General features: G+C 48.0%; 11 protein-coding genes. 8 read left to right on the forward strand and 3 right to left on the reverse strand.

What is annotated here, in order from left to right; all coding sequences use genetic code 11:
- The first annotated feature begins 25 nt into the window (after positions 1 to 25).
- Entirely contained in the window at positions 26 to 991 is a 966-nt protein-coding gene (locus XMA127_RS10870) for a homoserine kinase (protein ID WP_173481846.1), read from the forward strand.
- Positions 992 to 1,057: 66 nt separating this feature from the next.
- Here the strand turns inward: XMA127_RS10870 and XMA127_RS10875 are convergent, their stop codons facing one another.
- Positions 1,058 to 2,227, reverse strand: coding sequence for a GAK system CofD-like protein (locus XMA127_RS10875; RefSeq protein ID WP_173481845.1), 1,170 nt, complete (start codon positions 2,225 to 2,227; stop codon positions 1,058 to 1,060).
- Positions 2,228 to 2,358: 131 nt separating this feature from the next.
- On the opposite strand from XMA127_RS10875, the gene uvrD reads away from it, so the two are divergent.
- The 7 genes from uvrD to pstB all read left to right on the forward strand — a co-directional run bounded on the left by uvrD (position 2,359) and on the right by pstB (position 11,076).
- The gene (gene uvrD / locus XMA127_RS10880) at positions 2,359 to 4,563 is read left to right on the forward strand and encodes a DNA helicase II (RefSeq protein WP_173499191.1); all 2,205 of its coding nucleotides are present in this window, start codon (positions 2,359 to 2,361) and stop codon (positions 4,561 to 4,563) included.
- 156 nt (positions 4,564 to 4,719) lie between these two features.
- The gene (locus XMA127_RS10885; protein ID WP_217362113.1) at positions 4,720 to 6,270 is read left to right on the forward strand and encodes an inorganic phosphate transporter; all 1,551 of its coding nucleotides are present in this window, start codon (positions 4,720 to 4,722) and stop codon (positions 6,268 to 6,270) included.
- Positions 6,271 to 6,441: 171 nt separating this feature from the next.
- Entirely contained in the window at positions 6,442 to 7,473 is a 1,032-nt protein-coding gene (locus XMA127_RS10890; RefSeq protein WP_173481842.1) for a substrate-binding domain-containing protein, read from the forward strand.
- A 69-nt stretch (positions 7,474 to 7,542) separates the two neighbouring features.
- The gene (locus tag XMA127_RS10895) at positions 7,543 to 8,607 is read left to right on the forward strand and encodes a PstC family ABC transporter permease (RefSeq protein ID WP_254451309.1); all 1,065 of its coding nucleotides are present in this window, start codon (positions 7,543 to 7,545) and stop codon (positions 8,605 to 8,607) included.
- Positions 8,608 to 8,619: 12 nt separating this feature from the next.
- Positions 8,620 to 8,925, forward strand: coding sequence for a hypothetical protein (locus tag XMA127_RS11900; protein WP_254451310.1), 306 nt, complete (start codon positions 8,620 to 8,622; stop codon positions 8,923 to 8,925).
- Positions 8,918 to 10,225: a phosphate ABC transporter permease PstA gene (gene pstA, locus XMA127_RS10900; protein WP_173484185.1), complete on the forward strand. Its 1,308-nt coding sequence runs from the start codon at positions 8,918 to 8,920 to the stop codon at positions 10,223 to 10,225. The genes XMA127_RS11900 and pstA overlap by 8 nt, the downstream gene beginning before the upstream one ends.
- A 50-nt stretch (positions 10,226 to 10,275) precedes the next feature.
- A complete protein-coding gene (gene pstB, locus XMA127_RS10905; protein WP_254442847.1) occupies positions 10,276 to 11,076 on the forward strand; it encodes a phosphate ABC transporter ATP-binding protein PstB in 801 nt (266 codons plus the stop codon).
- Here pstB and XMA127_RS10910 read toward each other — a convergent pair.
- Both XMA127_RS10910 and ppk1 read right to left on the reverse strand, forming a co-directional pair.
- On the reverse strand, positions 11,073 to 12,584 hold the full coding sequence (locus tag XMA127_RS10910; protein ID WP_173499192.1) for an exopolyphosphatase: 1,512 nt from the start codon (positions 12,582 to 12,584) through the stop codon (positions 11,073 to 11,075). The two genes, pstB and XMA127_RS10910, sit on opposite strands and share 4 nt — an antisense overlap.
- Positions 12,568 to 14,637: a polyphosphate kinase 1 gene (gene ppk1, locus XMA127_RS10915; RefSeq protein ID WP_173499193.1), complete on the reverse strand. Its 2,070-nt coding sequence runs from the start codon at positions 14,635 to 14,637 to the stop codon at positions 12,568 to 12,570. Before ppk1 ends, XMA127_RS10910 begins: the two co-directional genes overlap by 17 nt.
- Positions 14,638 to 14,783: the final 146 nt, after the last annotated feature.

Raw genomic sequence — 14,783 nt, forward strand, 5'->3', positions numbered from 1 at the left:
AGCCCCTGATCATTGAGAACCAACCATGGCTGTATACACTCAGGTGTCTGACACCGACCTCGACAAACTGCTCGCTGATTTTGATATTGGCCAGGCCGTGGCACTTAAAGGCATTGACGGTGGTATTGAAAACACCAACTTTTTCTTAACAACAGAAAAGAGCGGCCAGCAGGCGGAGTATGTACTCACTCTCTTTGAAGAGCTTGACAGAGATGAGGCACCTTTCTTTGTTGAACTGGGCAGCTGGCTAGCGAAACGTAATGTTCCCGTCTCTTATGCCATCGAAGATCGCAATGGCATTGGTCTGAAACAGATCTCAAAAAAACCGGCCATTATTCAACCGCGATACCCCGGTGCACACCTAAAACGCGAGCTTATGACGGCCAATCATTGTGCTCAAATCGGCACAGCCCTTGCACACTACCACCAAGCCTCTAAGGATTTTTATCTAAAGCGTCAGGCACACCGTGGGGTATTTTGGTGGCGCAGAGAGAGTGAACGACTCGCGCCTTTTATCGATTCAGAGTCTCGTGATCTGCTATCCGAAGAGGTCGCTCGGTTTGATGAGCTACGCGACACCTACACCAACCTGCCGATGGGCATTACCCATGGCGATCTTTTCCATGACAACGCGCTGTTCCATGAGGATAAGCTGACGGCAATTCTGGATATCTACAATGCGGCAACCGCCTACTGGCTCTATGACCTTGCGATTGTCGCCAATGATTGGTGTCTGGATGAGAATCTGCAGATTGATCCGGTGAGAGAGCAAGCGCTGTTAAAAGCCTATTCAGCGATTCGCCCCTTTAGTGCAGAAGAGCATGAGGTTTGGCCGCAGCTGACTCGTACCGCCGCGATGCGTTTTTGGCTATCACGCCTTGAGCCTTGGGTTGATGCCCAGCAAGGCAACGGCAGCGATAAGACACTGAAAGACCCTGATGAGTTTAAACAGGTGCTGATGCACCGAATTAAATCGCCGAGTCAGCTGTAGGAACGAATTTCTACATTTAAGAGAGTGGTGTCAGACCGAAGGTCATATATGGTCTGACCCATCTATCTATGCCAGTGATAATAAAGCTTCCGCCAACTTAATCTCGTCGTAGCGATCTGTGCGTTCAGGATTAGCCAGATCAACATCCAAAAGCTGAATGCCACGCTTACCAAGCCAGTTTAGAAACTCTGCATCAATGCCACTCAACAGTGTGGAATCGGTCAGCAGAATATCGATACAGCGCTCCGATCCACCTTGAAAACCACCGCCTGCATCTCGAGCAACAAATCGTTCCAACTGCTCAACCTGCTCCTGCAAGGTCATACCAAACTGCTCAGGATCCATACCTAAATTTGGGACATACACTTTGCTGGCAGGGTTATCCATGATCGCTTTACCCACCCCTTTGGGGAGTAGGTTAGCCAGAATACTGCTATAGAAACTACCGGGCGGGAAGACGACCAGATCTGCTGAATTGATCCAACCTCTCTCTTGATCAGCCAAATGCGATTCCGTGCCCTGCGGCAAATGCAGATCAAGTAAGGCGATACGCTCATTTAATGGCTGGGACTCTTTTCCTGTCATCCGATGCTGCCCGATGATCTCTCGCCCACTCTCTGTCGTCACTTTCAGTTCACCGCACTCGTCCGTAACAGTGCGTACTTGGCCTCTAACATGAACCAGACGACTAAACAGCAGAGCAATAGGATCTAATGATCGATTATGGCTCAGGTAGCCCCCCGCCAATATCAGATTACCAATACTGGCTCGCCTGAAGTCAAAATCCTTGGGGGCTGACTCAAGAAAGTAGTTTAAAAAATCACAAATAATGCTCTGAACTGGCTCGGGAATGGACTGAACGCGCCTGTCGTTGCGTTGTTGCATCGCCTCGACCCTTGCACGTAATAACGACTGTGATTCATCGGTCGGCAGGCGGTACGCAAACAGCTCGGTCACTTCAGGGTGACCGTCGAGTGAAGCGTCAGCTAACGCCATCATGCGGGAGCGCAAATCGCCAACAGCAGGCATATCAAATGCTTTTCGCAACACAGCGGAGCTGCCGCCAGAGTCAAAGGGGGTCACTAAATGAATAGAATTATGAGTGTATCGTTTGAGTATCTGCGAAAAGCCATTCAACGCAGTGCCACCGCTGAAAAAGAGCAGCCTCGGCCCGGTAACAGGGTTGGCTTGATACTCAGCCAAACGGGCAGTCGTATGGTCAGCAGATAAGGGCATTCACTACTCAATGAAGGTGGATATGTCATCCCAGTGTAAGTTTGCTGCGTAGGAATGCCAAGACTCCCATAATAATTATGCGTATACTGTACGCCCATTCAGTAATTTCTCTTTTTGAGCAGTGCGGCACTATGGATGTAACTCACATTATCGACTCCCTCAACGATGCGCAGCGTGAAGCGGTTACCGCGGATATTAGCAACCTTCTGGTGCTGGCCGGTGCAGGATCAGGCAAGACGCGTGTCTTGGTTCACCGAATCGCTTGGTTGATAGAAGCCGAGCAGATTTCACCCTATTCGATATTGGCGGTTACCTTTACTAATAAAGCGGCTAAAGAGATGCGTGGACGTATCGAGAGCCTGCTCAACGTCAATGTGCATGGCATGTGGGTCGGTACTTTCCACGGCTTGGCGCACCGACTGCTTCGCTCGCACTGGCAAGAGGCCGGGCTGCGTGAGAACTTCCAGATCATGGACTCCGATGACCAGTTACGTTTGGTTAAACGCATCTCTAAGGAGATGGGATTAGACGATTCACGCTGGCCGCCGAAACAGATTCAGTGGTACATCAATGCACAGAAAGATGAAGGGCTACGCAGTAAACATCTAGAGCGCACCGGTGACCTGGTACAAGACACCTTAATACGTGTCTATGAGGCGTATGAACAAGCCTGTGATCGCGGCGGCATGATCGATTTTGGTGAACTCCTGCTGCGCTGCCTTGAACTGCTGCGTGATAAGAACCCACAACTGCTGCAGCACTACAAAGAGCGCTTCCGTTACGTCTTAGTAGACGAGTTCCAAGACACCAACGCCATTCAGTACGCTTGGTTGCGCCTGCTCTGTCAGGGTGAACACAAACTGATGGCCGTGGGCGATGACGATCAGTCGATTTACGGCTGGCGTGGCGCACGTATTGAGAACATTCAAAACCTTGAGGCACACTTTGGTGGGCTTAAGACCATCAAGTTAGAGCAGAACTACCGCTCGACAGACAACATTCTGTCTGCGGCCAATGCCGTCATTCGCAACAACTTTGGACGACTGGGTAAGGAGCTGTGGACCGAGGGCAATCAAGGCGATCCTATCAGCCTCTACGCAGCCTTTAATGAACAGGATGAAGCGCGATTCATTGTCGATCGCATCGCACAGTGGGTATCGGATGGTAATCGTCGTGACGAGAGCGCCATTCTCTACCGTTCCAACGCACAATCCCGTGTGCTTGAGGAGATGCTGATCCGTGCCGCAATTCCCTATCGCATCTATGGCGGCCAACGATTCTATGAGCGTTTAGAGATTAAAAATGCCCTCGCCTACCTGCGCCTAATAGCCAACCGCGATGACGATACGGCGATGGAGCGCGTCATTAACGTGCCAACCCGAGGCATCGGCACCCGCACCATTGAAGAGGTACGCGATTACGCGCGAAGCCAAGGCATATCAATGTGGCGAGCCTCGAACGAGATTATCGAGCATAAGAAACTACCTGCACGTGCCGGCAATGCACTGCAGGCCTTCTTAGATCTGGTCAATCAGTTGACGGTTGATACAGAAGAGGCATCCCTGCAGGAGCGGACAGAACATACCATTCGCTTCTCTGGACTGATTGCTCACCATGAAAAAGAGAAAGGTGAAAAAGCTCAATCACGCATCGAAAACTTAGAAGAGCTAGTGACCGCAGCGCGCCAGTTTGAGCAGCAGTGGTCCCAGGAGGAGAACCCTGAGTTCCCTTCCGTGCTGGCAGCCTTTCTTGATCAAGCTGCACTGGATGCCGGTGAATCACAGGCGGATCCCAATACCGACAGCGTTCAACTGATGACACTGCACTCAGCGAAAGGCTTGGAGTTCCCGCTGGTCTTCCTATGCGGTATGGAAGAAGGCTTGTTCCCACACAGCATGTCGGCAGAAGAGCCCGGACGTTTAGAAGAGGAGCGCCGCCTCTGTTATGTAGGCATTACGCGTGCCATGCAGAAACTCTACATGACCTATGCTGAGTCCCGCCGCCTTCATGGCCAAGACAACTACAACCGCCCTTCACGCTTCATTCAAGAGATTCCATTGGAGTTGATTGAAGAGGTGCGCCTAAATGCCAGCGTTCGCCGACCCCTCTCGAGTGGCTCGGAGATGGAGGTCAGCTTCACACCACAATCCGCTTTTGCCAGCGAAGTACCCGATACTCAGCTCAGTTTAGGCCAGAGAGTCAATCACCCTAAATTTGGTGACGGCATGGTCATAAACTTTGAGGGGTCCGGCCCGAAGGCCCGAGTACAAGTGAACTTCGACTATGAAGGCACCAAATGGCTAGTCGTTGGTTTTGCTAATCTAACAACGCTGTGAATAAAACATTTCAGTTTGTTTAAAGAAAAATTACACCTGTGTAACATTCTTGTAACAAAAGTGTATTTAAATGGCGTCAACTTAAATTAGCGACTACTTTAAGTAGTGGTAAATCAATGAACCAAGCAAGAGGAGCTTCTCTTGGAAATTAAAGACATGAATAAGCTTGATAAAGCGACAGCATCTAACCGTGGCGATGTTATGCGCATCGGTTACGCCCTGCTCTTCCTAGTAGGTATTGTTCTCTTTATCTCAGCACAAGTTGGGGATATCCCAGGAAGTTACATCCTTGTCATTGCCGCAATGATCGGTGGTTACATGGCAATGAACATTGGTGCTAACGACGTAGCCAATAACGTGGGCCCAGCAGTAGGTTCAAAGGCGCTTACCCTAACAGGCGCTATCATTATCGCGGCTATCTTTGAAGCATCGGGTGCTTTAATCGCCGGCGGTGACGTTGTCAGCACAATCAAAAAAGGGATCATCAACCCAGAAGTGATTGGTGATGCTGATACCTTTATTTGGTTGATGTTAGCCGCACTTCTAGCGGGTGCGTTATGGCTTAACCTAGCAACAGCTGTTGGTGCTCCTGTCTCTACTACTCACTCTATTGTTGGTGGTGTATTGGGTGCTGGTATCGCTGCAGGCGGTTTTGGTATTGCTAACTGGGACAAGATGGGCGCGATCGCAGCAAGCTGGGTGATCTCACCTGTACTTGGCGGCCTGATTGCAGCTGGTTTCCTATACCTAATCAAACGCACCATTACTTATAAGTCGGACATGCGTGTTGCAGCTAAGAAGATGGTACCTCTGCTGATCATGTTGATGGCTTGGGCATTCTCGACCTACCTAGCACTTAAAGGCGTTAAGAAGCTGATCAAACTCGATTTTGTGACAGCTCTACTGATCGGTCTAGCCATTGCGGTAGTTATTTACTTCATTGTTAAAGGTCTGGTAGCTAAAGCAGCTGACCGCCTGGATAACGATAAAGCGGGTGTTAACCAACTGTTCACCATTCCTCTAATCTTCGCTGCAGCACTACTAAGTTTCGCACACGGTGCAAACGACGTTGCAAACGCCATTGGTCCACTAGCGGCGATCAACGATGCGATCGTTAACCACGGCATTTCAACGAAAGCAGCGATCCCACTTTGGGTCATGATGATCGGTGCTCTAGGTATCGCGTTGGGTCTAGCACTATTTGGTCCAAAACTGATCAAAACCGTTGGTTCTGAGATTACTGAGTTGGATCAGACACGTGCATTCTCTATCGCTATGGCGGCAGCGATCACGGTTATCATCGCTTCTCAGCTAGGTCTTCCAGTCTCTTCAACTCACATTGCTGTGGGCGGTGTATTCGGTGTGGGCTTCCTTCGTGAGTACTTGAAATCAAGCCACGCTCGCATGATCAACGAGATCAAATCGCACCACCAAGGTGCTGATCAAGAGGAAGTGGAAGAGTTTCTTGCTAAGTTTGAAAGTGCATCAATCGATGACAAAGCTAAAATGCTTAAGCAACTTAAGAAGAAAACAGCCTCTGCAGAACTAAGCAAAAAAGAGCGCAAGCAGCTTAAGAAAGCGTACAAACAGGAGCTGGTTAAGCGTTCAGCTGTTTACAAAATTGCCGCTGCATGGGTTATTACAGTTCCAGCATCAGGTACATTGGCGGCGATTCTGTTCTACGTAATCCGTGGAATCATGGTCTAATAAACGCCAAACTATCCATCAAAAAGCCCCTTCGTGGGGCTTTTTTGCGTCTTATATTTATCATTAAATTGTCATAAACGCTTCACAGAGTTGTAACAAAGCAAGCGCCTAATAGTTATCAAAGAGGTAAGCGACAGCCTACCGACTGATTTAGAAACTAAGGAGTTTGAAATGTTCCTACGACTCGCAACAACAGCTGCTACTTTAACCGCTCTAATGAGCACTCCAGCAATGGCCCGAGATAACGTGAGCATCGCTGGTTCATCTACCGTTCTTCCATTCGCAACAATCGTTGCTGAGCGTCTAGGTCGTAACCCAGCGTTCAACACACCTGTTGTTGAATCAGGCGGTTCTTCTGTTGGTAAAAAAGGCGTTTGTGACGGCATCGGTACTGAGTTCATCGATATCGGTAACGCTTCTTCACGCATGAAGAGTGGCGAACTAGAGTACTGTGATGCAAACGGCGTGAAGATCACTGAGATCAAAGTCGGCTACGACGGTATCGTATTTGCTAACTCTAAAGACGCTGCTCAACTAGAGATCTCTCGCTCAGACCTTGGTAAAGCCTTAACAGCTAAAGTGGCCGTTAACGGTGAGCTAGTTGATAACCCATTCAAAACTTGGAAAGACGTTAACCCAGCGCTTCCAAATGTTGCAATCCGTGTCTACGGTCCACCAACGACTTCTGGTACTCGTGCATCATTCGCTGAAATCATCAACGAAAAAGCGTTCTGTAAAAAAGACGACGAGATGAAAGCAGCACTAAAAGCAGCAGGCAAAAAAGCAAAGTCTTGTCGTGCGATGCGTACTGACGGTGCGTACATCGAAGCTGGCGAGCAGGACAACCTGATCGTTCAAAAGCTGCAAGAAGACTCAGAAACTTTCGGTATTTTCGGTTTCTCTTACCTTGATCAGAACTCTGACACTCTACAGGGTGCGAAACTGGATGGCGTAGCACCAACATTCGAAGCGATTGCTGACGGTTCTTACAAAGCATCACGCGCACTGTTCATGTACGTTAAACACCAGCACGTTGGTGTTGTACCAGGCATTGCTGAGTACATGACTGAGTGGACTAAACACTGGGACGAAGATGGCATCCTAGCGGACGCAGGCATGATCCCAATGCCAACTGCAGAACGTGAAGAGATGGCTGCTCGCATGACAGCACTGCCAGTTCTTACTGCTGATGCTCTTAAGTAACCCAATCCTAGATTGAAATTAATCCGGCCTGTATTACAGGCCGGATTTTGCAGCATTTGAGATACTGAAATGACACTGACTTCGTTGCTAATTATTTTAACAGTCATCAGTCTCGCCTTTTACTTCATAGCTAAAAGGACGGTTCTTATCGCTCGATCAAATGGGCAGGTATTCCACTCACTTCCGAACTACTATGGCCTTTGGGCTGGCTCTTTAGCCTTCTTCCCAGCGGTTGTTGTATTGATTCTCTGGTCTATCATCGATATTCAGCTGTTCCAGAGCTGGGTGCGTGATTTCTATCCTCCTGAAATCCTTGCTGCCGGTGGCTCACAAGCCATTGTGGCGCTCGCCAAGGTAGAAAACATAGTCGCAGGCATCCGTTTTGGTGAACCTGAAGCATGGGTTCTGCAAGCAGGAGATGCTTGGATTGGCTGGGCTGCAACCTCTACGATGCTGAAATCAGCCGTGGTATTAGGCCTAGCAACTGTGTGTGGTCTAATCGCTTACCGTCAGATCGATTCCGATTTTCGTGCACGTAACGGTGTAGAAAAGCTGATCTCATACGGTCTGATTGCAGCATCGACTATCGCGATACTAACAACCATTGGTATCGTACTGTCTGTACTGTTTGAAACCATTCGATTCTTCCAACTGGTACCGCCAACTGATTTCATCTTTGGTACTGAGTGGAACCCTCAATTCGAAGGCGCAGAGCGCGCTGGTTCGGGTGGCGGTGAAGCGAAATACGGTATGCTTCCGATGTTTGCCGGCACCTTGTTGATCTCATCTATCGCGATCATTGTTGCAGTGCCTGTAGGTTTAGCCAGTGCGGTCTACCTAGCAGAGTACGCGTCACCTAAAGTGCGATCTACTGTTAAACCGCTTCTTGAGATTCTAGCCGGTGTACCCACCGTTGTTTACGGCTTCTTCGCAGCCTTGACCGTTGCACCTGCCATCAAAGGCTTTGGTGAATCTTTAGGCCTTACCGTTGCGTCTGAATCAGCACTCGCGGCAGGTCTCGTCATGGGCGTAATGATCATTCCATTCGTCTCATCTCTTTCTGATGACGTGATCAATGCGGTGCCTCAATCACTTCGTGATGCAGCTTACGGATTGGGCTCGACTAAGAGCTAAACCACCCGCCAAGTGGTACTTCCTGCGGCCCTACCAGGTATTGTGGCGGCCGTTATTCTCGCAGTGTCTCGTGCAGTGGGTGAGACCATGATCGTCGTAATGGCTGCGGGCCTAGCGGCCAACCTTTCGTTCAACCCTCTCGATGCTGTCACAACCGTGACATCTCAGATCGTTACAATTCTGGTCGGTGACCAAGAGTTTGAGTCGGCGAAAACACTATCAGCATTTGCGCTATCTACAATGCTGATTATTTTGACCTTGGGTCTAAACTTCTTCGCCCTTCAAATTGTTAAGAAGTACAGGGAACAATATGACTAACAAGGCATTCAAGGGCCTCTCACCTCAAGAGGCGACTGCGCGCGTTGAAGCGTCACTTAAACAACGTCGCAAGAAAGAGAAGCGCTTTCGTCTGATGGGCTTATCGGCTGTTGGCTTAGCGTTAACATTCCTAGTCATTCTGTTCTCGGGCATCTTAACGAAAGGCTTGCCAGGTATGTTCCAGCACTACGTTCAGCTGGATGTGGTATTGGACAAAGCGCGTCTTGACCCACAAGGTGATATGTCAGATGCCTCGCTTTTCTCGGGCGATGCCGACAAAATTATTTTGGAAGCCTCACTGGCCTCTATTGGTGAAGAGGGAGGCCGAAAAACCAAGAAGGCCCTTCGTAAGATGGTCTCTTCGGGTGGCTCACAGCGCCTGATCGATTTCGTAAAGGCGAACCCTGAACTGATGGGGACAACCCAAACGATTAAGTTTGCTGTGGATGATGATATCGACTCGTTCCTGCGTGGATTCATTAAACGTGAGACCCCAGAAAAGGATCGTCGAATCAACGACTTCACCATTGAGATCGTAGATAAGTGGCAAGAAGCCGGTTTAATCAGCTACGAGTTAAGTGACTACCTGTTCTTCGGTTCTGCATCGCGTGATGCAGAGATGGCAGGCATCAAAGGAGCGCTTTTTGGATCGCTCCTGACCCTGGCTATCTGTGTCAGCATCGCCTTCCCTCTTGGGGTTGCAGCAGCCGTCTATCTTGAAGAGATTGCTCCGAAAAACCGCTGGACTGAGATCATTGAGATCAATATCAACAACCTAGCGGCAGTGCCTTCAGTGGTGTTCGGTATCATGGGCTTGGCGATCTTCATCGTCACCTTTGGTATGCCACGATCTATTCCGCTAGTGGGCGGTATCGTACTGGCACTGATGACTCTGCCGACGATTATCATCTCCTCGCGCGCGGCGATTCGTGCAGTACCGCCGAGTATTCGTGATGCCGCACTGGGTATTGGCGCGTCGAAAATGCAGACCATTTTCCACCATGTCATCCCATTGGCGATGCCGGGTATGCTGACGGGTACCATCATTGGTATGGCGCAAGCTCTAGGTGAGACCGCACCACTGTTGATGATTGGTATGGTCGCCTTCATTGTTGATATTCCTGGTGGCTTTACCGACCCTGCGACAGTATTACCGGTTCAAATCTTTATGTGGGCTGACTTTGCAGAGCGAATGTTTATTCAGAAAACCAGTGCTGCAATCATCGTACTACTGGCCTTCCTTATCACGATGAATGCTGCTGCAATCTTGCTTCGTAAGAAGCTAGAGCGTCGTTGGTAAGCGAAAAAATGAACGAATCTAAAGACTTAAACAATTCAACGGACAAGAAGATGGAAAACAGTAATATCAAAACGACGGGTAATGTGTTTGTTGAAAACCCGCGCATGACTGCTCGTAATGTTGACGTTTACTACGGCGACAAACATGCCATCAATGATGTCACCATCGATATTGGTGAGCAGGAAGTCATTGCTTTCATCGGCCCATCCGGCTGTGGTAAATCAACCTTCCTTCGTACCTTGAACCGTATGAACGATACCATCGATATCTGTCGAGTAGAGGGTACTATCGCATTGGATGGCCAGGATATTTACGCGCCATCCGTGGACGTTGTACCACTTCGTGCGCGTGTCGGCATGGTTTTCCAAAAGCCAAACCCATTCCCTAAATCGATCTACGACAACATTGCTTACGGTCCTCGTATTCATGGCTTAACGAAAAGCAAAAGTGAATTGGACGACATCGTAGAGTCAGCACTAGAGAAAGCGGGCCTTTGGAACGAAGTTAAAGATCGTCTAGATCAACCGGGTACAGGCCTATCGGGCGGTCAACAGCAGCGTCTATGCATCGCACGCGCTATTGCGGTAAGCCCAGAGGTCATTCTTATGGATGAGCCTTGTTCCGCACTGGACCCTATTGCGACAGCAAAGGTTGAAGAGTTGATCGAAGAGCTTAAAAGTCAGTACACCATCGTTATCGTCACGCACTCAATGCAACAGGCAGCGCGTGTCTCTGATCGTACAGCCTACTTCCACCTGGGTGATCTGATTGAGGTGGGTAATACTGAACAGATCTTCACCAACCCATCACACCAGCTAACGCAGGATTACATTACAGGCCGTTTTGGTTAGAGCAGAAATTCAATTCGCATATCGATGCCGTACTGTTTACAGAAAGACTCTTCCCGCTCCAGATCCGCAATCAGGAGTGGATATTCATCACTGACCTCTGCATCTAATGAGAGGGTGAGTCGTTCGCCATCGAATTCAATTTTAGGTACTTCAGGGTACTCGCTGCTTCGACTTAGGTGCCAGATAACAGAGATACGTAAAATCAGAATCAACGCGATGGCATGTTTTTTGGATAGCATGCCAAGGTTGGTCACTAGGGACTTTTTAATCTTTTTACGATGCAATCGAACCATTAGCGCGACCAGCTTTTGCTGGTCGAAACTAAAACCGGCTAGGTTTGAATGCTCTAAAATATAGGCTGAATGCTTCTGCAAACCACTTGAATTTAGGTTGAGTCCTACCTCATGTGTCAGTGCCGCATATTGCAGGTAACGACGAGTAAAAACCGGAAGTCGTAATTCTGGAGCTAACTGCCGCCAAAGTTTCGTTGCGGTATCACTGACTCGCTCCGCATGCTTGGTATCAACGTGGTAACGTGCCATCAATGAGCGAATCGCACGCGTTCTAGTATTCTGCTGATCACCCGATGACGCCGTAAACTCTCCCAGCAAACCTTCACGTAACGCACCAGAGGAAAACTTGGCTTGCTCAATCTCGAGGCTAGAGAAAACGGCATCTAGAATCGCCAAACCACCAGCGAAAATCTGCAATCGTTGCTCACTAATGCCTTTTACAACTTTACTGGATAACTCATTTTTGACGACTAATTTACGTAAGGCTTTTATCGATTTAGCGGAAATCTCTTTCGGATCATAGCCCAAGTTTTCACTGGCTGTCGCTATCGCTTGTGCTGAACCTGAAGTACACCGGACTTGATTCCAACCGATGGATGCAAAGAGGGCAGAAAAGCGTTCCAGCTGCTGTTGCGCATAGAGCTTCGCTTTTTTATAAGAGGCCTTATCAACGCCTTTACTGAAGAAGGCCTCGGTAAAACTCACCGAACCCATAGTATGAGAGCGACCTAACTCCAAGCTATTCTCACGACCGAGTGCAACCTCAGTGGACCCGCCACCAATATCAATGACCAAGGTGTTACCCGCTAAGTGCTCTGAACTTGAAACACCCAAATGAACCAGGCGAGCCTCTTCTTGACCACTGATAATCTCGATGGGGTATGGAAAGACTTGTCTAGCAGAGGCAAGAAATTCACTGCGATTCTTAGCAATTCGCAAGGTGTGTGTACCGACCACGCGCACAGTACAGTTTGGAAAGGGCGTTAGTTGTTCAGCAAATGTCTTGAGTACTGCGACTCCTCGTTCGATAGCCTCTTCAGAGAGGTTATTTTTAGCGTCTAAACCCTCAGCCAAGCGAACACGCTCTTTGTGTTTAAAAAGGGGCTGCACATCATCGTGAAGTTGACGCACGACCAACATGTGAAAACTATTAGAACCTAGATCAATCGCTGCAAAGTGTCGTGATTCAGATTCAGAGTTATGCTTGTCGTTCACGAGAGCGCTCCAGCTGTTTTAAGTAGTCGTAAATCGCCATCTGTGAGCGTATTTTCTTACGATTGCCACGAGTTACATAATGATTGGCCTGCTCCGGGTCTAAGGCTCTAGCCTTAGTGTTATCTCGCCATTGTAGGTCGAGCTGGTCCTTAATGAGCTTACGAACATTTTTATCCAAAATTGGGCAACCGACTTCAATTCGGTGGTCGATGTTGCGAGTCATCCAGTCAGCAGAAGTTAAAAACATCTTTCGTTTACCACCAGCATAAAACAGTGACACACGAGCATGCTCAAGATAGCGATCGACAATACTGATGATTTTGATATTGTCACTCACGCCTGGTATACCGGCTAAAATGTTACACATTCCGCGAACAATTAGACGTATTTTGACTCCCGCCTGGCTCGCTTCATAAAGTTTATTAGAGAGTCCTTCGTCGACTAGATTATTCACTTTCAAAAAGATCTCGGCACGGTTGCCATTGCGTGCCGCTTCAATCTCATCATCAATCAGTTGATTGATTGGGTCACGGCTGTAGTTTGGACTAACCTGAAGATATTTGAACTTGAAATTTTTGTAAGGATTGATAATAAAATCAAAGACTTTTTCGAGCTCTTCTGTAATCTCAGGTCGTTTAGTAAACAGACCAAAATCGGTATAAATTCGGGCAGTTTTCTCGTTCAAATTACCGGTACTAATGTAACCATAAGCAACCTCTTCACCCGCCTCTTCACGTATGACGTGGATGATTTTTGCGTGGCACTTGAGTGAGGCAACACCAAACTCAACGACAACGCCAGCTTCGGTAAGTTCTCGTGCCCATTCAATATTCGCCTCTTCATCGAATCGTGCACTGAGCTCGACAATGACAATCACTTTTTTACCGTTCTTAACAGCCTCGATCAGTGATTTGAGAATCTGACTATTGTTCGCTACTCGATAAACCGTTACCTGTATCTGCTTAACGGCGGGATCGAAGGATGCCGCACGAACAAAATCAGTCAAATAACGAAATTTATAGTAGGGATAATGGAGCAGTATGTCCTCTTTGGTAATCGCTTCAAACACATTTGAAGCATTATCAAATTGAGCACTGTTAAGAGCTGAGAGCTTGTCGTTCTCTAAATAGCGCGGCCCAACGTTAGGGAAATTAATAAAGTCTTTAAAATTTCGATAACGTCCGCTCGCAGTGGTTTCCGCATCGGGTTGTAGCCCCAAATTCTCACACATGAAGTCAAACATGTAATCAGGCATCATTTCGTCATAGACCAGTCGCACAGGCCTATTCGTATCACGCTGTTTGATGCCTTGAGACATTTTCTCTAGTAGGGATAACTCAACATCTCGCTCTAAGTCATAATCCGCATCACGGGTTACTTTGACGGCAAACATCTCTGCTGAGTCAAAATCGATAAAACCGTCAAAAATATCGTCGACGCAGTAACGAATGGCGTTATCGAGCACGATAATTGGCTTTCGCCGCTGACCTTTGATTCGAGGCAGTTGGATAAATCGGTTGGTTTTATCAGAGGGAATTTCAAGAAGTGCATACTGAACTGAAGTCCCTTTTCTTAGGGCACACATCAGGTAAGCATCTTCGTCATTCATGACGTTAGCAAGCTTGGTGTTCTCATTCACTAAGATAGGTGTGATGTGGTGCAGGACCTCATCTCGGAAGTATTTCCGTAACCAACCACCCTCTTTCTCGTTCAACTGATCGTTATTGATCAGAAAGATATTGCGACGAGCGAGCCCCTTGATGACATCAATGTGGATGTCATTAAAACGATCTGCGAGAGTTTGTACCTTCTCATTCACGAGATGTAACAGGTTTTCAGCCGACATCCCTTTGGGTTCGACCTTGCCTAGTTGCTCAAGACGTAGGCGACGGTGCAAGTCTGCAACCCGAACTCTGAAAAACTCATCTAAATTGCTGGAGTAAATACCCAAAAAACGGACACGCTCAATGATGGGTACGTTTATATCCGCAGCTTCCTGCAGTACGCGTTCATTGAACGATAACCAACTTAACTCTTTTTCAATTAACTGCATTGCGTGTCCATTGGGCTTACCTCAACAGCCTAAAAAGCTGATTTCTTTGATAATCATAAGTTTTATCGCAAGGTAAGCCTACCCTTTAGAGATATATTTTCCTTTAACCAAATCGACACGAAACTGTCACAAATCTCTAACATTCT

It is taken from the genome of Marinobacterium sp. xm-a-127 (assembly GCF_013283425.1).
Lineage (GTDB): Bacteria > Pseudomonadota > Gammaproteobacteria > Pseudomonadales > Balneatricaceae > Marinobacterium_E.